Genomic DNA, 18878 nt, shown 5'->3' with positions numbered 1-18878 from the left:
CCTTGGTGGCGTGATGGACGTACGCCGCTCCGGGGACCGCTTCCGCGGCGGGGACCCGGCCACGGGTGACTCCGCGGGCATCGAGACGCTGCACGCCTTCTCCTTCGGGCGGTTCTACGACCCGGACAATCTCCGCTTCGGGCCGATCCTGGCCTGCAACGAGGAGCGTCTCGCCCCGGGCGCCGGCTTCGACGAGCATCCGCACAGCCACACCGAGATCGTCACCTGGGTGGTGGAGGGCGAGCTCACGCACCGCGACTCCGCCGCGCACGCCACCGTCGTACGGGCCGGTGACGTCCAGCACCTCAGCTCGGCCGCCGGGGTCCGGCATGTCGAGCGCAACGACGCCGCGCAGCCCCTGACGTTCATTCAGATGTGGCTGGCCCCTCTGCGGCCCGGCGGGGAGCCCTCCTACACGCACGTCGCCGGAATCGCCGACTCCACCCCGTACGCCCTCCCCGAGGCCGGCGCGATGCTCCACGTGCGCCGCGTGTCCGAGGGGGAGCGCACCGCGGTGCCGGACGCGGCGGGTGTCTACGTCCACGTGGTGCAGGGCCGGGTGATGATCGCCGGTGAGGAGCTGGGGGCGGGTGACTCGGCGCGGATCACGGAGTCCCGCGGACTGGAGATCGAGGGGCTGGAACAGTCCGAGGTGCTGCTCTGGGAGCTCGCCACGGTGTGAGGGTGGCCACCGGGCGCGGGCGGGTGCCGAAGGCCTACCCGCGCCGTTCCAGCAGACCCAGTTCCAGGGCCGTGACCACCGCGTGTGTGCGGTCGCTGACGTCGAGTTTGGCGAAGACCCGCAGCAGGTGCGTCTTGACCGTGGCCTCGGTGATGACGAGCCGGCGGCCGATCTCCACGTTGGACAGCCCGTCGGCGACCGCTCCCAGCACGTCGACCTCCCGCCTGGTCAGGGTCGCCGGGGCCGGCCTGCGCATACGGGCGACCAGCCGCGCGGCCACCCGCGGAGCCAGGACCGTCTCGCCGCGGGACGCGGAGTGGACCGCGTCCACCAGTTGCCCGCGGGTGGCGTCCTTGAGCAGATAGCCGACGGCTCCGGCCTCGACGGCGCGTTCGATCTCCGCGTCGGTGTCGTACGTCGTCAGGATCAGCACGCGGGTCCGGGTGCGGCCGGCGACGATCTCCGCGGTGGCACTCGTCCCGTCCAGGACGGGCATCCGCAGGTCCATCAGCACCAGATCGGGCTCCAGCTCCTCCACCAGTGCGACGGCCGCCCGGCCGTCCTCGGCCTCGCCGACGACGTCGATGGTGGGGTCGTCGGCCAGCAGGGCGACGACCCCGGCGCGCATCACCGTGTGGTCGTCCGCCACGACGACGCGGACCCTGCCGGGTGCCCCTGTGACCCGATTCATGTCAGACCTGCCCGTCGGTGGTCGTAGTGGGAATCATCGCGAGGATGCGGGTGCCGTCGCCGACCGAGCTGGTGACGGTGAGTTCGCCGCCCAGCTCGGCGAGACGCTTGTGCATGCCGTTCAGTCCGAAGCCGTGCGAGTCCTCGGTCACGAAGCCCCGGCCGTCGTCGGTGATCTCCAGCTCCACGCCGTACGCGTACGGCGTGAGGACCACCTCCACCGTGGAGGCGCCCGCGTGCTTGCGGATGTTGGCCAGGGACTCCTGGGTGCACCGCAGGAGCGCGATACGGGTCTGCTGGTCGCAGGCCACGTCCGGCAGCTCCGAGGTGACGGCCAGCCCCGTGTCCTCGGTGAACCGGTCCAGGGTCCGGCGCAGGGTGGCCGCCACCGAACCGGGGGCCACGCCGCTCTGCGGGGCCGAACCCACCAGGACGCGCGCCTCGGCGAGATTCTCGCGAGCGGTGTTCTCGATCGCGAGCAGGTGCCTCGCGCTCGTGGCGGGGGCCGTCTCCAGGCCGGAACGCGCCGCCTCCGCGAGCACGATGATGGACGCGAAGCCCTGGGCGAGCGTGTCGTGGATCTCCCGCGCGAGGCGTTCACGCTCGTCCGTGGCCCCTTGGCGTTGGTGCGCCTCGACCAGCCGCAGCCGCGCTTCCTCCAGTTCGCCGCTGAGCCGGCGGGCGCGCTCGTCGGCGTCCGCGGTGATCCGGCGCACCCCCAGCCCGGCCAGCACGCCCACCGCGTAGCCGATCAGGGTGAAGAGGACGTTGCCCGTGAGGAACTCCCCGCCCCAGCCCTGTCGTACGACGTTTCCGGCCACCACCGCAGCCGCGGCGAGCCCGCTGAGGGCGATCGAGGTCCGGGGGTTCGCGGCGTAGATCCAGAAGTGCGGCAGCGTCACCACGAAGAGCGCCGCGCCGCCGTCGAGCAGGTACGACATCCCGCCGAGGCCCACGACGAGTACGTACAGGTAGGGGCGGGGACGCAGGACCGGGTTGCCGGGGAACAGGCCCACCGCACCGTAGGACAGGGCCAGTACGGCCAGCGTGGCCAGCGCCGGGTACCTCGTCGAGCCGGGGGCGTCCGCCACCGCGATGGCGGGCGGGACCAGGCCCAGCAGCACCCAGAGGACGGCGTTCCAGCGGTGCAGTGACGGGACGGGCAACTCGGCGCCGGACCACGGCCGTTGATTCACCGCGTCAGCCTACGCGTGCCGGCTTCGCGGCGCCGGGGACCAACGGGCGCCCGCCCCGGTCAGGTCGCCGCCCCGGCCACCAGGCGCGCTCGCCGAGGAGCAGCAGCACCGACGGGAGGACCATGAGCCGGATGATCACGGCGTCCAGCAGGACGGCCACGGCCAGGCAGAAGCCCATCTGCTTCATCTCCGTGAGGTGCAGGGCGACGAACGCGCCGAAGACCGTCACCATCACGATCGCCGCACTGGTCACCACCTTTGCCGACCGGTTGATGCCCTCGATCACCGCCTCGCGGGCGGACATGCCCTGCTGCCTGGCCTCCTGGATCCGGCTGACCACGAACACCTGGTAGTCCATCGACAGCCCGAAGAGGATCACGACGAGGAAGAGCGGCACCCGGGACGCGATCGCGCCGAGGGAGTCGAAGGCCAGCAGTCCTTCCGCCCACGTCCCCTGGAAGAACAGCACCAGCATGCCGAGCGAGGCACCGGCCGAGAGCAGGTTGAGTGCGACGCCGACGACGCCGATGACCACCGAGCGGAACGCCCACACGGTCATCAGGAAGGTCATCAGCAGCAGGAACCCGATCACCAGCGGCAGCTTGCCGCTCTCGTGCTCCACGTAGTCCCGGTTGCGGGCCACGTCGCCGCTGACCGCCTCCTCCACACCGGCGAGCCGTCCGACGGTCGCGGGGATGAGGTCCTGGCGGAGGTGGGTGAGTGACTCGATGGCCTCGGCGGAGGGTGCGGGGAAGGGGACGGCGAGTGCCAGCACGCTGGTCCTGCCGTCGGACGACGTACGCGGCGCCGGCTCCGCCTTCCTGGCGAACAGAGGGTCTGCCTGGGCCCGCTGCCCGAGGTCCACCAGGGCCTGCTTCACCTCCGCGGCCCGCTCCGGGGTGGACCGGACGACGACCTCGTGCGTGACGAAGAGCTCGGGGAAGGCGCCGGTCAGCCGGTCGTGGACCTGCATGGCCGGGATGTCGCGGGAGAAGGTGTCCTTGCCCGGGTCGATGAGCTTCATGCCGAGTGCGGGGGCCGCCAGGCCGAGCATCACGAGGACCGACAGGCACAGGGTGAGCGCGGGACGGGTCCGGGCGGGCCGCAGGAGCGCGCCGAACACCCTCCCGGTCTCGGGTTTCGCCGCGGGGGCGGGCTTGCCGCGCTTCGCCCTGCGGCCGGCGAGACGCTCGGTCCGATGGCCGATCATGACCAGCAGGGCGGGGAGCACGGTGAGCGAGCTGGCCACGGCGACGGCCACCACGAGGATCGTGCCGGTCGCCAGCGAGGAGAAGATGACGTCCGTGGCCAGGTACAGGGTGGCCGTGGAGAGGATCACCGCGAGGCCCGAGATCACGATGGCACGGCCGGCGGTCGCCGCGGCCAGCTCGACGAGCGCCTCCGAGCTGAGCCGCCCGCCTGCCCGGGTCCGTTCCTCACGTTCCCGCTTCAGATAGAAGAGCGTGTAGTCGACGCCGACCGCCAGGCCCATGAGCAGGATGAAGTTCATCCCGACCCCGGCGTCGGGCAGGACGTGCGAGACGACCATGGACAGGCCGATGGCGGAGGCGATAGAGGAGAGCGCCAGCAGCAACGGCACACCGGCCATGATCACCGAGCCGAAGACGACCAGCAGGGTGATGAGCGTGACCGGCAGGGTGATGCGCTCGGAGAGGGCGAGATCCTCCCCGCGCTGGTCGTTGACGCCCTTGCTGATGGAGGGCGATCCCGTCTCCTCCACGATCAGCTCCGGGTGGTCCGCCTGAACCTCGGCGGTCTGCCCGAGGAGCGCGACGACGTTCTTCCTGCCCTCCAGCTCGGGGCCGTTCAGGGTCACCGAGACCAGCAGGACCGTGCCGTCGTCCGAGAGGACGGGGGCCGCCACGCGCTCCACCTCGGGCAGGTCCCGCATCCGTGCGGTCACGTCCTGGGCCGCGGCCCCGGCCGCGTCCGTGTCCAGTTGTCCGGACCTGGCCCGGATCATGATCCGCTCGGTGGGTGTGCGTTCGAGGCCGCCCTCGGTGGCCATCGACTCCGCGCGCCCGGCCTCACCGACCCAGAAGTCCTCCGTGGTGGCCTGGTTGGTGCCGACCGCGATGCCGGCTCCCAGGCACAGGACGACGAACACGAACCAGCCGACGACGGACTGCCAGGCGTGCCGGGCGCTCCATCGGGCTATGCGTACGGGTAGTTGTCTCATGCCAGGAATCCTGGCCGGAGGGGTACCGCGCCCGGCACGTCCTGCCGGTTGAACCTGTTGTCCACCGGCCGGTGGACAACAGGGGTGGGGCTACCGGCACCACCTGCGGCGGGCTGCCCCCGAAGAGCCGGCCCGGACCTCCTCGGACGCGGTCCCGGCGGGTACTGCGCGCGTGGCGCTCACGCGCCCGTGGTGGAGCCGGGGCGGACGATCATCAGGACGACGACCACCGCCCAGATGAGGTTGAAGATGCCGGTGAGCATCGTCAGACGCGTCGCCGTGGGGCGTGCCGCCTCCTCGGTGAGCGCGTCCTCGCCCTCGGCGAGCATGCGCCGCTGCCCGGGCAGGACGGCGAATCCGAGGAGGGCCGCGGCGATCAGGGTGAGGACGAGCGAGACGATCAGCCAGACGTCGGTGAGCACTCCGAGCGCGGCGCCGGTCGCTGCCCCGAACACCGGCACGAAGATGCCCGCGAGCGAGTAGCCGTAACAGATGCGGTGCAGGAGCGCGGCGACCCCTGCGGAGCGGCCGTCCTCCTCCGTGCCGTCCAGCGCCCGCAGCGCGTAGCGCGGGAACATCGAGGCGGCGACGGTGATCGACCCGACGGCCACGATCGCCGCGAGGACATGGATGGACAGCAGCAGCTTGGTCACGCGGGTGCCTCCTGCTCGATACGCGTGTATGTGTTGTCTGCCAATACATACACTGCCTACGGTTCCTTTGGGTAGGCTGCCTACTCATGAAGGCTGATGCGGTGCGAGGGCACCTCGACGGACTGTTGCTGGCCGTGCTGGAACCGGGCCCGCTGCACGGGTACGCGATCATCGCCGCCGTGCAGCGCCGCAGCGGGGGCGTACTCGAACTGCGCACGGGCACCATCTATCCGGCGCTGAACCGGCTGGAGCGGGTCGGACTGCTGAGCAGCAGCTGGGAGTCCGCCGCCGGTGAACGGCGCCGGCGCTGCTACGAGCTCACCGAGGAGGGGCGGCGCACCCTGGCCGGGGAGCGGACGGCGTGGGACGAGTTCACCACGGCGATCGGCTCCGTCCTCAACCCCGCTGCCGCACCCGGGTTGACCTCATGAGAGCCGCCGGCCGGGAGGACGGCCCCGTCGCCGCATACGAGGCGGCCCTGACGGCCGCCCTGCACGGACCCGGTGGGGCCAAGGCCCGCATGATCGAGGAGCTGTGCGACGGTCTGGCCGACACGGTCGAGGCCCACCTCGCAGAGGGAATGCCCCACGAGCAAGCCTCTCGCCTGGCGGTGCGGGAGTTCGGGACCGTCGAGGAGGTCGCGCCGGCCTGCCAGCGTGAACTGGCCATCGCCCAGACCCGGCACACGGCCCGGGCCGCCGTCCTCGCGGTGCCCTTCCTGGTCACCTGCTGGCTCCTGGCCCGGACCTCAGGGCTCCCCGACACGGCCGGGCAACTGCCGCGCACCGCCCAGCTGCTGGCGGTGAACCTGGCGGGCGTGGCGATCCTCGCCGCGCTGCTCACCGCGGTGGCGTCGGCCGCCACCGGCGCGGTCGCCCGCAGGTTGCCCACGCCGCACCGGTTGCCACTGGTGGTCGCCTGGGCCGGTACCACGACCAGCGTCGCCATGGCCGTCGCCACGCTCGCGCTCGCCGTCGCCGCGGCGCTCACCGCGGACTGGCCGCTGTTCGCCCTGGCCGGTGCGCTCTCGGCCGTCTCGCACGCCGTGGTGGCGGCTTCGGCCCGCGCGGGCCGCCGCTCCGCCCGCCTGGCCGTCTCGTAGTCCTGTCCCGCCGCCCGGCCCGGGGGAGTGCTCCACGGTCGCGCGAGCGGCCGCTCGGGTGGCCGTACGTCACTGCTTGCCGGTGCCGACCGGGTCCACCACGACCTTCTGGTCGGCACCGTCGGCGATCTGGAGACGGAGGGAGACCGGCAGGGCCTTGGAGTGGGTCTCGTTGGGCGGGGTCACCTCGATGGCGCTGACGTACGCGCCCGTGCCCTCGGCCGGCGGGTAGTGCAGGGTGAAGCGCGTGGTCTCGCCGTTGGCGAGGTTGACGACCGGGGCGTCGAGCCCGCTGCGCTCGGCGCTGAGGGGGCCGGAGGCGTCCTGGGACCTCAGGTCGACTCCGGGGAACCCCTTGAGGGTGCAGGCGTCGCCGGTGTTCTTGAGGCTGACGAGGAGGTCGCCCTCGCCCATGCCGTGAGCGGTGCCGAACGCGAGGTTCGAGGTCTTGCAGGTACCGGTGGTGATCCGGCCGTTGCCGCTGCCCTGGGCGGACTCCGTCGTGGTCGCCTCGTCGCCGGCGGCCGTGGTGCTCTCCTCGGGCGCGTCGCTGCCGCCGGACGTCGCGGTCGAGGCCGAGGAGGAGGACCCGGAGTCGTCGGTGCTCGCGGCGGAGTCCTCGTTCCCCTGGCAGGCGGTGAGCGAGAGGCCTGCGGCGAGTGCCAGTGCGGTGAGAGTGAGCTTCTTGGCGCGCATCGTGTGTTCCTTTGCGGTCGGTGCCGTACTCCGGCTGGAGCGAGCGTTGCTGATCATGAAGACCCGCATCCGCCCCCGGGGCGTTGCACTCGACCGTCCCCTAATACATGCCCGTTACACGCGACCGGGGGTGCGTGGATGTCGCCGGTCGTGCCCCCACCGTCCGGGACGGCCGGTCCGAAGCCGGCTCCGGACCGCCCCTCCAGCCCGGGAAACGGGGCCTGGGGGTGATGCCGAGCGGGTGCGTACCGACCCCGCCCGGACGCCGGTTCCCGTAGCTCTCGCCGGGGATTCCCGCGGTCCCCCGGCTGGGACACAGCCGTTACGGGCAGCCCCTTGAACATCATGGGCGGCACAGCCTCTTCACCCGCCGCACACCTCGGTCCGACACCATCCGTCTTCGCGGCTGTTTCGCAGGGCCCGGGGATACCCAGGGCGTGCTCAGGCCTTCGTCCGGTCGGCCAGCTTGTCCAGTTCGTGTATCGCCTGGCCATGGGCGCTCATCCGGCGGGACACCGTCCCGATGGTGAAGAGGGACGTTCCGACGACCGAGACGGATATCCCGGGCTCCCTGCGGGATCAGTCAGCGGAGCGCCGAAGCCACGCGTCCAGGGTGGCGAAGTCCGTGCCGGTCAACCCCCGCCAGGCGTCCACGCGGTGCAGGAGCGCCCGGCCCGGGTGATGCGCCTCCACCCATGTGCGGTCGATGTCGGTGATCTCGTCGTCGACCCAGGCGAAGGGGCGCCCGGCGGCCCACCCGACGAGCCCGGGGGTCTTCCAGTGCAGCCCCTCCGGCTCGTCCTCGGGAGCGGGGTCCGGCCAGTCCACCAGGGGCAGTTGCGGCAGTCCGAGCCATGGTGAGATGCAGTCGTTCGCGTCGGACATCCACGTCGTGGCCCACACCAGCTCGCACGGCAGCTCCCTCAGCCGGGGTCCGTGGCCGGGGTCGATCCTGGCGGTCAGGGGATTCTCCCCGGCTTCGCGGGGCCCGCACCCCGTCCCGTAGGTCGGGTACCCGTCCGGGAGCTGCAGGCGGGTCGCGCCGAAGGGGAGGAGGGGCCCGTCGACGTCGAGGAAGAGGAGGGGGAGAGGGAGCGCGGAACCGGTCACGCCTGCACGGTAACGACGTCCGGCCGCCGGTGCACCGTGACGGAGCCGGTACGCGGCACGTCCTCATCCGGCGGCTCTCGGTGCCCTGGAGGACGCCGGCCCGGAGGCCCGGGCCACCGGAGCGAGACCGGCCGTCAGGAGCAGCGCGCCGACGGGCAGCAGGTCGAGGTCGGCGGCGAAGAGGACGAAGCCCCCGAGGACGAGGAGGGGACTCCACGCGGGCAGCAGGCGCGGTGTGGCGGTCACCAGGATGACCAGGAGCGTGAGCCACCCCAGCTGGAACGCGAGCGGGCCGATCATCTCCAGCAGTTCGGGCAGCGGCGCCGCCTCGGCCACGTCTGCGGACAGGTCGCCGAGGATCACCCAGAGGAAACAGGCGATGCCGAACAGGCTGACCACCGTGGCCACGTTCGCCATGAGGCGTCCGCGCGGGCTGGTGCCGGGGACGAGCTCCCGCAGCCTGAACGTCACCACGCCGAAGAGTAAGAAGCCGACGAAGAACAGAGTGTGTCCGAGGTTCCAGGCGAGCCCGGGTCCGTGATCCCCGTCCAGTCCGTCGACTAGGCGCAGGAGGCCGTACAGGGCGAGCAGGAGCGGGGCGATGAGAGCGGGGCTGCGTAGGCCCGCGAGTCGTGAGGTCATACCGGCAGCGTCACAGGCCGCCGGTCTCCCGCCTATCGGGGGCGTCCCTCACCCGACCCGGGGATACGTCCCGTAGGGGAGAGACGAAGTCGCCCGGCAGTCCGTGCCCATCGGGCGGCGCTCGCGGAAAGTCTTGCGGCGACCCTAGTCTTCGGCCGGTGACAGAGACGCCTATGACAGAACCGCAGCACGCCGCCGCCTGGGCCAGGCTGAGTCCGGTCTCCGGGATCGACCGGCGCACCGTCATCACGTGGCTCGAATGGATCGGCTTCAACCGTGCGGCCCCGGACGATCTCCTCGTCGGACTCCTCGACCTCGACGAGACCGGGTTCCTGCACCGCGACGACCTGCCGGAAGCGGTTGTCGACGCCGCGCTCGTCCATCCGTCACGCCGTGTCCGCAGCGGTGTCGCGGAGATCCGCAGGCTCGGCCAGGACCAGTGGGACAGGCTCGTCGCGGCCTCGCCGGAGCCGGACCTGCGTGAGGTGCTGAGAAGGGACGCGGAGGACCGGCGGGCGTTCGCGCGGCTGTCGCGCGGTGGCCGAGGCGTCGGGTCCGCACCGCACCCCGAGGCCGCACCCCCGACGACACCCGCCGAGATCGCCGCGATGGCCGCCGAGGTCCCCGAAATCGCCCCGGAGGGCCTGACGATGGCGCTGTGGTGGATCGGTGCGCTGCACGCGAATGCCGAGGCCATGCGTCAGCTCGCGAGCTCCCGCAAGCTGCTGGTCCGCCGCAGTGTCGCGAGGGCGCCCCGGCTGCCTGCGGACGTCGTCGCGGTCCTCGCCCGTGACGAGGACCGCGTGGTGCGGCTCTTCCTGGCCGAGTCCTGCGACGACGCCCCACCGGAGATGCTCCTGGAAGTGGCGGGTTGGTGGGATCCGAGCCTCTCGTTCCCCGACCGGCCCCGTCGCCACCCCAACTTCCCGCTTGACGGTCTGCTGCGCCTCACGGCAGACCCGAACCCTCGACTGCGGGCTCTCGCGCTCGACGACCCGGCCTCCGCCGCCTCGCTCGTCGAGCAGTTCAGCCGAGACCCCGACCCGATCGTGCGCAAGGCCGCCGCCGAGGACCCCCGGCTCACGCCCGAGGCCGCGGTCGCCCTGGCCGCCGATTCCGACCAGGGCGTGCATCTGCGTGCCCGGGCGAACCCGGCTGTGCCGCCGGAAGCGTTGGTGGATCTCCTGCTCGATCTGGACAGCGCGATGGGCGCCGTCCGCAATCCCGCGATCCCGGTTCCCGTCATGCACCGCATGGTCGCGGACGCCGCCCCGGTGCTCGAAGCCCTGCGCGGCACGGCTGGGTGACTCGTCAGCGCAGCCCGTCCACGAAGGCCTGCCAGGCGGCCGTGCTCATGACCAGGACGGGGCCGGCCGGGTTCTTGCTGTCGCGGACGGGGACGAAGGCTGAGCAACCGTCGGCGACCTCGACGCAGTCGCCGCCGTTGGTGCCGCTGTACGAGGACTTCCGCCAGGCCGCGCCGCCGGTGACGGTGCACTCGACGCATTCGCCACCGGTGCTTCCGCTGTAGCTGGACTTACGCCACGCCGCGCTCTTCAGGTTCGGGCCGGTCGCCATAACGCTCCTCCATCACGCGGGTGATCAATGCCGCGGAAGCCTCGACGGAGAGGGCTGCGGCCTGCACGTGAGCGTAACGGCGCATCGCCTCTCTGATGGTCTCGGGGTTGGCGGTCATGTGTCCGGAGATGAGGTCCTCCGTGTAGATGATGCCCGGATCGTCGTCGAAGCGCATCGCGGTGAACGACCCATCCAGGCTTGAGTGTTCACCTGCCACGAACGGCAGCACCTGAATCCGCATCCAGCGGTGCGAGGCGAACTCCAACAGCCGCGCGAGTTGGTTCCGCATGACCTCGACACCGCCGATCGGCCGGTGCAGCACCGCTTCGTCCAGGATCGCCCAGGCCAGCGGCGGCTGTTCCCGTTCCAGGATGCGCTGGCGCTCCATCCGGGCCGCTACCAGGCCGTCCAGATCGTCGGGCATGCCCGTGGCCAGCACCGCCCGCGCGTACTCCTCCGTCTGGAGCAGCCCGTACACCAACTGCGCCTGATATGTGGAGATGTACGTAGCTCGCGCCTCCATCTCCGCGTACGGCTGGAACCACGTCGGCAGTTGGCTCCGCAGCACCAGGCCGACCAGCCGCGAGAACACCCCGTCCGTACCGAGCGCGGCGTCCAGGCGTTCCGAGAAGTCGCGGGTCGGCACCTTCCTCGTCGTCTCGATCTGGCCGATCAGTGAGCCCGTGCAGAAGATGATCTCGCCGAGCTGCCCCTGCCGCAGGCCGTGGGCCTCGCGCTGACGGCGCAACTCCCAGCCGTAGTAGTCGAGTGGGGAAGCGCTGGGGTCGAGCGACTGCACGTTGGCCACGGCGGGGGCCTCTCGCTTCAACGCCTGGCGGCGTTCGTTTCAGGTCGTAGCCGAGAGTAATCAGCGCGCTGCACGCTGGTGGCATGAATCACGTATCCGACACCCGGACCGGTGACGCGGAGGAAGCGGTCTACCGCGCCGACCTGGCGATGGGCGAGCACTCCGCGCGCCATCTGCGCCGCATCCTGCGGCTCTACCTCACCCGCTGGGGCCTGCTCGCCGTGGCGGACGCGGCGGAACTCGCCCTGACCGAGCTGATCGCCAACGTCGTACGGCACGTTCCCGGGCGTCGCTGCCAGACCCTGATCTTCCTGCTCCCGGGGAGGGGTGTGCGGGTCGAGGTCGCCGACGCGTCGCCCCGCCTGCCCCACGCGGTCGCGGGTGACGCGCTCGACGAGGGCGGGCGGGGGCTGCTGCTGGTCGAGGCCGTCACCGATGACTGGGGCGTCGAGACGCACGGCGACCGGGGCAAGTCGGTCTGGTTCGAGTGCTCTCAGCGCGCGGTGCCGAGCTCTGCCAGCACCGCGTCCGTGAACGGCGTCCAGACCTCGGCGGCCCACGGCCCGAACGCCCGGTCCGTCAGTGCGACGCAGGCCGCGCCCGCCGCCGGGTCGATCCAGAGGAACGTGCCGGACTGGCCGAAGTGGCCGAAGGTGGCGGGGGAGGAGGAGAGCCCGGTCCAGTGCGGTGACTTGGAGTCACGGATCTCGAAGCCGAGGCCCCAGTCGTTGGGATTCTGATGGCCGTACCCGGGGAGCACGCCCTTGAGGCCGGGGTGGACGACGGTCTGGGCCTCCAGGACCGTACGCGGGTCGAGGAGCCGGGGTGCCTGCACCTCGGCGGCGAACCGCGCCAGGTCGTCCACGGTCGAGACGCCGTCCTTGGCCGGTGATCCCTCCAGGGTCGTCGACGTCATGCCCAGGGGTTCCAGGACCGCCTGGCGCGCGTACTCGGCGAACGGGATCTCCGTGGCCTTCGCGATGTGGTCGCCGAGCACCTCGAAGCCGGCGTTGGAGTACAGCCTGCGGGTGCCGGGCGGGGCCGTGACCCGGTGCTCGTCGAAGGCGAGACCGCTGGTGTGCGCGAGGAGGTGGCGGACGGTGGAACCCTCGGGTCCCGCCGGTTCGTCCAGCTCGACCGCGCCCTCCTCGTAGGCCACCAGTGCCGCGTAGGCCGCGAGCGGCTTGGTCACCGAGGCCAGCGGGAAGCGGTGCGCGGTGGGACCATGGGTGCCCAGGAGCGTGCCGTCCGAGGTGACCACGGCGGCTGCCGCGGTGGGGACGGGCCAGTTCTCGATCATCGCCAGGCTCTGCATGCGTACGAGCCTAACGGGAGCCCGAATCCGAAATCTCCAACCGTATACGCTTGCTTCGAGTGCACTCCAAGGTTCTAGCGTGGAGGCATGACGGTGATGGAGAGCACGGAGAGCGTTACCGCACGGACGGACACCTGCGCCTCGGCGCCGAAGGCCCATCCGCGACCCGAGGGCCAGGACCGCTACACGATCAGCGAGGTCGTCGCCTTCAGCGGGCTCACCGCCCACACGCTGCGCTGGTACGAGCGGATCGGGCTGATGCCGCACGTCGACCGGTCCCACACGGGCCAGCGCCGGTTCAGCAACCGTGACCTGGACTGGCTCGCCTTCGTCGGCAAGCTGAGGCTGACGGGAATGCCGGTCGCCGACATGGTCAGGTACGCCGAACTGCTCCGCGAGGGCGACCACACCTTCACCGCACGGCAGGAACTGCTGGAGGCGACCCGACGCGACGTGAAGACGCGGATCGCGGAGCTCCAGGGCACCCTCGCCGTACTCGACTTCAAGATCGACTTTTACAGCGGCGCCCGCACGGCGTCGGAAGGGGTCTGACGAACATGGGCGACACCGACAGGATCGCGACAGCACAGCTCGGGACCGGAGGTCCGGAGGTCGGCGTGCAGGGCCTCGGCTGCATGGGGATCAGCGAGTTCTACGGGGACACCGACGAGGCCGCCGCCCGCGACACGCTGGAAGCGGCGCTGGAAGCCGGGGTCACGCTCTTCGACACCGCCGACATCTACGGCCGGGGCGCCAACGAGACGTTCCTCGCGCCGTTCGTGGGGGCGCACCGGGACGAGATGACGCTGGCCACGAAGTTCGCGATAGAGCGGACCGACGACCCGCACTACCGGGGTGTGCGCAACGACGCCGCCTACATCCGTGAGGCGGTCGAGGCCAGCCTCCGCAGGCTGAACACCGACGTCATCGACCTCTACTACATGCACCGCCGCGACCCGCTCGTCCCGTTCGCCGAGTCGGTCGGCGCCATGGCGGAGCTGGTGAGGCAGGGCAAGGTGAAGCAGCTCGGTCTGAGCGAGGTGACCGGGGACGAGCTCCGCGAGGCGCACGCCGTGCACCCGATCGCGGCGCTCCAGTCCGAGTGGTCGCTCTTCAGCCGCGACGTGGAGCTCAGCGCCGTGCCCGCGGCCGTCGAGCTCGGGGTGACGTTCGTGCCGTACTCCCCGCTCGGCCGCGGATTCCTGACCGGGTCCTTCGCGGACGCGGGCAAGGACCTGGGGGAGAGCGACTTCCGTAAGCACCAGCCGCGCTTCACCGGTGAGAACGCGAAGACCAACGCCGCCCTCCTTGAGCCCGTGCACAAGATCGCGGCGGCCCACGGGGCCACGGCCGCACAGGTCGCCCTGGCCTGGGTGCAGCAGCGGGCGCAGGTGCACGGCCTGAGCGTGGTGCCGATCCCCGGCACCCGCAAGCGGAGCCGTCTGCTGGAGAACGTCGGCGCGACCCGGCTGACCCTGACCGGGCAGGAGCTGGAGCTGCTGGAGCCCATCGCGGGCCAGGTGGCCGGGGACAGGTACCCGGACATGAGCAGCACCTCGGCCGCGCGCGAGTAGGAGCGCGGCAGGAGAGAGCTCACGCCAGTCGGAGCGCGAACACCGCGAACCCCGCCGCGAGCAGTCCGGCCGCTGCCCGGCGGGCTGCCCCGGCCCCACCGCGCGCCTCCCAGGGAGCCTCGAACCGGCGGGCGTACCGGGCGATCACCACCAGCAGCACGGCGAACAGCGGCATCCAGGCGAGCCGGGCCAGGATCCAGCCGACCGAGTCCGGCGATGTCGTCAGCCCGGGCACCGCACCGGCGAAGGATGCGGGCACGGCAGCCGTCAGCATCGCCGTCTGGTGCCAGCACAGGATGGTCATCGCCGACAGGTTGATCACCACGACGGGCGCCCACAGCGCGGGGCGGCGCAGGGCGCGGCCGATCCGGCCGTGCAGCAGGACCGCGGCACCGCTCTGCGCCGAGGCGAGCGCGAGGACCAGCAGCGACGGCGGGTGCGAATTGGTCCGCGCCTCGCCCGGTACGCCGACCATCGACGCCGGGTAGTGGAGGACGAGCAGCAGTGCGGCGAACAGGGCCGCGCCGCCCACGAGCAGGAGCCCGGCCCCGCGCCGGGTGAGCCGGCCCTGCCCCCAGGAGACACCGAGCTGGTACGCGAAGAGCCAGCCGGGCAGGATGTTCAGCACGCCCAGCCAGGACGGCACGGCATCCGCGTACGGCCCGTAGCGCAGGAGGTCGACCGCGGCGACCGTCCCGATCAGCGGGGCCGCAGCCCAGCCGCCGAGCCGCCCGGCCGCCCGGACGCAGTACGGCGTCAGGGCCGTCACCACGGCGTACACCCCGACGAACCAGAGCGGCTGGATCACCAGCTTCGCTCCCGTGCGCAAGGTGTCCTCGGGCACGCCGGCGGCGTACAGCACCGGGATCATCAGCGCCCACACGGCGGTCACCCCGAGCACCGGCCTGCCCAGCCGGACCATCCGGCCGCGCAGCCAGGCCCCGGTGGTGGACGGCCTGCGGTGGTAGGAGAGGACGGAGGCGTAGCCCCCGACCAGGAAGAACACGCCCAGCATCTGGAGCACCCAGCTCACCGGGGAGAACACGGCGAACGTGGAGAGCGGGCTGGCATTGTGCAGAGCGCCCCCGGTGTCCAGCGTGAATCCGCCGAGCAGCCAGTGACCGGCGGGCACCGCCAGCAGGGCGAGGGCGCGCAGCCCGTCGACGGCGCGGTCACGGTGGGCGGGGGTGTCCGCGTCGATCCGGGAGGCGAGCCGGCGCACGTTCATCGGGAGACCCCCTCGGCGATGGCGGCGAAGGCGCGCAGCGAGTCCGTGCCGGGAGCGAAGTACCCGGTGTGCCCCTCGGCGTCGTCCGCAGGCACCCTGCGCGCCCCGAACTCCTCGTCCGTCGGGTCGGCGCCGTGCCCGAGCCCCGCCACCTCGACGTGCGGCACGTCGTCGATCCAGTCGGTGTCGTCCTTGGCCGCCCAGACCCGCGCCCCGGTGTGCAGACCGGCCACGTCGTCGGCGCGCATCCCGGGGGAGCCGAACACGACCAGGTCCGTGGCGCCGAGCCCGGAGGCCGCGATCCCGCACACCACCGAGCCGTAGCTGTGGCAGAACACGACGGGCGCGGGCAGTCCGTCGGCGGCCAGCCCGGCGGTGAACAGGGTCAGCCGCTCCGCCCCCGCCTCGGCCAGGCCTCCGGTCGCCGCGTCCAGGCCGAGCCCGACCGGTGTGGTGTACCCGGCCCAGGCGATCACCGCACCGCCCGGAGCGGTCTCTTCGTACAGCGACCTCGCCATGCCCGCCGGAGTGCCGTACACATCACCGCGCCGGTCGAAGGTTCCGGCGTCGATGTCCGACCCGGGGACGACGACTGACACGTGACGGGCGGAACGGAGGTCCCCGAACACCTCGGCGACCTGGCCGCGCCCCCGCGGATCGAACGCGAGGATCTGCCGGCCGGAGCCGGCGAGCGAGGCGTAGCGGGGGTCGTGGGAGGCCCGCAGCGCCAGGGCGTTGGCGCGGTAGCGGAGCTCCAGCGGCACCCCGTCCAGATTGCCGACCACCGACGGGTGGCGCTCCGTCAGCTCCCGCTGCTCGGCCGCGTCCAACCGGCCGAAGAACGCGCGGACCTGAGCCGGGGTCGCGCGGCCGGGGTCGGGGAGCTCGCGGCCCAGCACTCCGTCGGCACGCCATGAGGCGCTGCCCGGCGGTGGACCCGTCACCGCCCGCTGGCTGTTGCCGGAGGCCCAGCCGGCCGTGCCCGCCACCACCGTGGCCGCCAGTGCGACCGCTGCCAGCGTCCTCGTGAATCGGCGCATCGTGCCCTCCCCGTCCTGCTTCGCCCACACCGATCGGTGTGCCGGGGAGGAAGGTAGGAGGACGGCAGGTGACAGGACGTCACCCTGCGGAGCCAACCGCACGGTGATACCGGGGTACGGGGTGTACGGGGGGACGGCCGGGGGCGTAACGGGGGGACAGCCCTACCGTCGGGTGCGCCCGGGGCGGGGCACGGCGGTCGTGCCCGGGCGTCGGGAGGAGCGCGCGGGCGGGCACGTCCGCGCCTTTCCGGGCGGGAGGAGCGCGCGGGCGGGCACGTCCGCCCCGGGCCCTTGTGCCCGGACCCCGCGCCCGTCCTCAGGCCTCGCCCGGGGTCACCAGCCCCGACTCGTACGCGAAGATCACGGCCTGCGCCCGGTCCCGCAGGCCGAGCTTGGCCAGCACCTTGCCGATGTGCGTCTTCACCGTCTGCTCGGCCACCACCAGCCGCGCCGCGATCTCCTGGTTCGACAGGCCCCGGGCGATCAGCTCCAGGACCTCCGTCTCACGCGGTGTCAGGCCGTTCAGCCGCAATGCGGCCCCGCCGGACGGCGTCGCGGGCCCCCGGCGCGCGAAGTCCGCGATGAGCCGCCGCGTCACGGACGGCGCGAGCAGAGCGTCCCCCGCCGCCACGATCCGCACCGCCGAGATCAGGTCCGCGGGCGGGGCGTTCTTCAGCAGGAAGCCGGACGCCCCGGCGCGCAGGGCCTCGTAGACGTAGTCGTCCACGTCGAACGTGGTGAGCATCAGGACCTTCGGCCGGTGCACCACCCCCACGGGCGGGCTCAACAGCTCGCGGGCGGCGGCCAGTCCGTCCATCTCCGGCATCCGGACGTCCATGAGGACGACATCCGGATGCGCCGTCCTGCTGACCTCGATGCCCTTGCGCCCGTCCGGGGCCTCGCCCACCACGTCGATGTCGCTCTGTGCCGCCAGCAGCGCGGCGAACCCGGCCCGGACCATGGCCTGGTCGTCGACGATGATCACGCGGATGGTCACGGTTCCTCCGGAGTCAGGGAGCCGGGGGCGGCTCGGGCGGCGGCAGCGGGAGCCGGGCGGCCACCCGGAACCCCCCTTCCGGCAGCCGGCCGGTGTCGAGGGTGCCGCCGGTCAACCGTACGCGTTCCCGCATGCCGACCAGCCCGTGTCCCGTTCCCGACGTCTCCAGCGGCGAACCCGGGCCCTGCGCGGTGTCGTTGACGACCAGCACCGTCAGATGCCCGTCGCCGGCCGTCACCGACACACGGGTCCTGGCACCCGGCGCGTGCCGCACCACATTGGCCAGCGACTCCTGCACGATCCGGTACGCCGACAGGTCGACGGCCGGAGGCACACCGCCCCGTTCCACCGCGTCCAGCACGTCCGCCCCCAGCGACAGCTCGGCCGGCAGCCCCGCCCGGACGGTCGCCTCCACCAGCTGCTGAAGCCGGTCGAGCCCCGGCTGCGGGGACAGCTCGCCCCGGGTGCCGTCACTGCGCAGCACCGACAGCAGCCGCCGCATCTCGGCCAGCGACTCCCGGGCGGCGGACGCGATCGACGCGAACTCGGCCTGTGCCTCCTCGGAGAGCCCGTCGATCCGGTACGGAGCCGAGTCGGCCTGCACGGTGATCACCGACATGTGGTGCGCGACCACGTCGTGGAGCTCGCGGGCGATCCGGGTGCGTTCCTCCAGCAGCGTCCGCTGCGCCCGCTCGGCCTCACTGATCGTCTCCTGCTCGACGAGCCGGCGCTGGGCCTCGCTCCGCTCCCGTACGGCCGCCCCGATCACCAGCACCACCCCGCCGAGGACGAACAGCAGGAGCGCGCCGCCGTCACTGTGCGAGGGCCTGACCAGGTGCAGCACCAGCCCGGCCGCGCCCGTCGCCAGCCAGACCCCGATCACGGTCCGCCGGCTCTCGCGCAGACCGAGGGCCAGCAGCACGAAGAGGTAGCCGATGATGGCCGGCGGCGTCCACGGCCAGATGGTGTCCGGCCTCAGCCCCTGCCCCAGCAGCACCAGAGCGCCCACGATGTCGGCCGTGAAGACGATCCACCAGGCCTGGAGCGGCCGGTGCGCCAGCATCAGCAGGGGCGCGGCCTGCCCCACGGCCAGCGCCCCTGCCAGCCCGCCCGGCACCCCGTAGTCGTTGGCCAGGACCTGGATCGTGACGGGGACGAAGGTGGCGGTGAGGGCGAGAACGACCGCGTACGGCAGGAGCCGCAGCCAGCGTTGCGGGGATTCGGCGAACAGCGGGATCGGCGGATGGGACGCGTGGGACAGCCCGTGGGCGAGCTCGCGCAGATTGCGGCGGGCGGCGCTCAGCAGACCGTCGGCGGGCGGGGGCCCGGCGGGGGAGGTGGGCATGATCGGGTCAGAGTAGGCGCGG

General features: G+C 72.3%; 20 protein-coding genes and 1 pseudogene. 7 read left to right on the top strand and 14 right to left on the bottom strand.

The window, feature by feature from the left end:
* The first annotated feature begins 13 nt into the window (after positions 1 to 13).
* Complete coding sequence (locus ACFUNE_RS00290) at positions 14 to 682, top strand: pirin family protein (protein WP_383561655.1); 669 nt, start codon at positions 14 to 16, stop codon at positions 680 to 682.
* Positions 683 to 716: 34 nt separating this feature from the next.
* On the opposite strand, the gene ACFUNE_RS00285 is transcribed toward ACFUNE_RS00290, so the two are convergent.
* From ACFUNE_RS00285 to ACFUNE_RS00270, 4 genes are all read right to left on the bottom strand, one after another.
* Positions 717 to 1373 carry a response regulator gene (locus ACFUNE_RS00285; protein WP_383560509.1) on the bottom strand — a complete coding sequence of 219 codons (657 nt, stop codon included), beginning with the start codon at positions 1371 to 1373 and terminating at the stop codon, positions 717 to 719.
* Between the two features lies 1 nt (position 1374).
* A complete protein-coding gene (locus tag ACFUNE_RS00280) occupies positions 1375 to 2568 on the bottom strand; it encodes a sensor histidine kinase (RefSeq protein WP_383560507.1) in 1194 nt (397 codons plus the stop codon).
* A 4-nt stretch (positions 2569 to 2572) separates the two neighbouring features.
* Entirely contained in the window at positions 2573 to 4768 is a 2196-nt protein-coding gene (locus tag ACFUNE_RS00275; RefSeq protein WP_383560504.1) for an MMPL family transporter, read from the bottom strand.
* 179 nt (positions 4769 to 4947) lie between these two features.
* The gene (locus ACFUNE_RS00270; protein WP_383560501.1) at positions 4948 to 5421 is read right to left on the bottom strand and encodes a DUF2269 family protein; all 474 of its coding nucleotides are present in this window, start codon (positions 5419 to 5421) and stop codon (positions 4948 to 4950) included.
* Positions 5422 to 5507: 86 nt separating this feature from the next.
* Here ACFUNE_RS00270 and ACFUNE_RS00265 point away from each other — a divergent pair, with 86 nt between their 5' ends.
* Together ACFUNE_RS00265 and ACFUNE_RS00260 are read left to right on the top strand one after the other, a co-directional pair.
* Entirely contained in the window at positions 5508 to 5852 is a 345-nt protein-coding gene (locus tag ACFUNE_RS00265) for a PadR family transcriptional regulator (RefSeq protein WP_383560498.1), read from the top strand.
* Positions 5849 to 6523: a permease prefix domain 1-containing protein gene (locus ACFUNE_RS00260; RefSeq protein WP_383560495.1), complete on the top strand. Its 675-nt coding sequence runs from the start codon at positions 5849 to 5851 to the stop codon at positions 6521 to 6523. The genes ACFUNE_RS00265 and ACFUNE_RS00260 overlap by 4 nt, the downstream gene beginning before the upstream one ends.
* A 69-nt stretch (positions 6524 to 6592) precedes the next feature.
* Here the strand turns inward: ACFUNE_RS00260 and ACFUNE_RS00255 are convergent, their stop codons facing one another.
* From ACFUNE_RS00255 to ACFUNE_RS00245, 3 genes are all read right to left on the bottom strand, one after another.
* Positions 6593 to 7219 carry a DUF4232 domain-containing protein gene (locus ACFUNE_RS00255; protein ID WP_383560492.1) on the bottom strand — a complete coding sequence of 209 codons (627 nt, stop codon included), beginning with the start codon at positions 7217 to 7219 and terminating at the stop codon, positions 6593 to 6595.
* A 579-nt stretch (positions 7220 to 7798) separates the two neighbouring features.
* Positions 7799 to 8329: a hypothetical protein gene (locus ACFUNE_RS00250; protein ID WP_383560489.1), complete on the bottom strand. Its 531-nt coding sequence runs from the start codon at positions 8327 to 8329 to the stop codon at positions 7799 to 7801.
* Between the two features lie 63 nt (positions 8330 to 8392).
* Positions 8393 to 8971: a hypothetical protein gene (locus ACFUNE_RS00245; RefSeq protein WP_383560487.1), complete on the bottom strand. Its 579-nt coding sequence runs from the start codon at positions 8969 to 8971 to the stop codon at positions 8393 to 8395.
* Positions 8972 to 9129: 158 nt separating this feature from the next.
* Between ACFUNE_RS00245 and ACFUNE_RS00240 the strand changes: the two genes are divergently transcribed.
* Entirely contained in the window at positions 9130 to 10278 is a 1149-nt protein-coding gene (locus ACFUNE_RS00240) for a hypothetical protein (protein ID WP_383560484.1), read from the top strand.
* 4 nt (positions 10279 to 10282) lie between these two features.
* Here ACFUNE_RS00240 and ACFUNE_RS00235 read toward each other — a convergent pair whose 3' ends face one another.
* Both ACFUNE_RS00235 and ACFUNE_RS00230 read right to left on the bottom strand, forming a co-directional pair.
* Entirely contained in the window at positions 10283 to 10549 is a 267-nt protein-coding gene (locus tag ACFUNE_RS00235; protein ID WP_383560481.1) for a DUF397 domain-containing protein, read from the bottom strand.
* A complete protein-coding gene (locus ACFUNE_RS00230) occupies positions 10509 to 11357 on the bottom strand; it encodes a helix-turn-helix domain-containing protein (protein ID WP_383560478.1) in 849 nt (282 codons plus the stop codon). Before ACFUNE_RS00230 ends, ACFUNE_RS00235 begins: the two co-directional genes overlap by 41 nt.
* An 83-nt stretch (positions 11358 to 11440) precedes the next feature.
* Between ACFUNE_RS00230 and ACFUNE_RS00225 the strand changes: the two are divergent.
* Positions 11441 to 11848, top strand: a pseudogene (locus tag ACFUNE_RS00225) (ATP-binding protein); the annotation flags it as partial.
* A 2-nt stretch (positions 11849 to 11850) separates the two neighbouring features.
* Here ACFUNE_RS00225 and ACFUNE_RS00220 read toward each other — a convergent pair.
* Complete coding sequence (locus ACFUNE_RS00220; protein ID WP_383560475.1) at positions 11851 to 12672, bottom strand: serine hydrolase domain-containing protein; 822 nt, start codon at positions 12670 to 12672, stop codon at positions 11851 to 11853.
* 87 nt (positions 12673 to 12759) lie between these two features.
* Between ACFUNE_RS00220 and ACFUNE_RS00215 the strand changes: the two genes are divergently transcribed.
* On the top strand, positions 12760 to 13224 hold the full coding sequence (locus ACFUNE_RS00215) for a MerR family transcriptional regulator (RefSeq protein ID WP_383560472.1): 465 nt from the start codon (positions 12760 to 12762) through the stop codon (positions 13222 to 13224).
* Between the two features lie 5 nt (positions 13225 to 13229).
* The gene (locus ACFUNE_RS00210) at positions 13230 to 14246 is read left to right on the top strand and encodes an aldo/keto reductase (RefSeq protein WP_383560470.1); all 1017 of its coding nucleotides are present in this window, start codon (positions 13230 to 13232) and stop codon (positions 14244 to 14246) included.
* 19 nt (positions 14247 to 14265) lie between these two features.
* Here the strand turns inward: ACFUNE_RS00210 and ACFUNE_RS00205 are convergent, their stop codons facing one another.
* The 4 genes from ACFUNE_RS00205 to ACFUNE_RS00190 form a co-directional block, all read right to left on the bottom strand.
* Positions 14266 to 15474, bottom strand: coding sequence for an acyltransferase (locus tag ACFUNE_RS00205; RefSeq protein ID WP_383560467.1), 1209 nt, complete (start codon positions 15472 to 15474; stop codon positions 14266 to 14268).
* On the bottom strand, positions 15471 to 16514 hold the full coding sequence (locus tag ACFUNE_RS00200; protein WP_383560464.1) for an alpha/beta hydrolase: 1044 nt from the start codon (positions 16512 to 16514) through the stop codon (positions 15471 to 15473). Before ACFUNE_RS00200 ends, ACFUNE_RS00205 begins: the two co-directional genes overlap by 4 nt.
* A 316-nt stretch (positions 16515 to 16830) precedes the next feature.
* Positions 16831 to 17511, bottom strand: coding sequence for a response regulator (locus ACFUNE_RS00195; RefSeq protein ID WP_383560461.1), 681 nt, complete (start codon positions 17509 to 17511; stop codon positions 16831 to 16833).
* Positions 17512 to 17524: 13 nt separating this feature from the next.
* Complete coding sequence (locus ACFUNE_RS00190; protein ID WP_383560459.1) at positions 17525 to 18856, bottom strand: sensor histidine kinase; 1332 nt, start codon at positions 18854 to 18856, stop codon at positions 17525 to 17527.
* Positions 18857 to 18878 lie beyond the last annotated feature (22 nt).

Source organism: Streptomyces sp. NPDC057287, from assembly GCF_042667905.1.
Taxonomy (GTDB): domain Bacteria; phylum Actinomycetota; class Actinomycetes; order Streptomycetales; family Streptomycetaceae; genus Streptomyces.
This window is presented reverse-complemented; position numbering and strand designations above follow the sequence as displayed.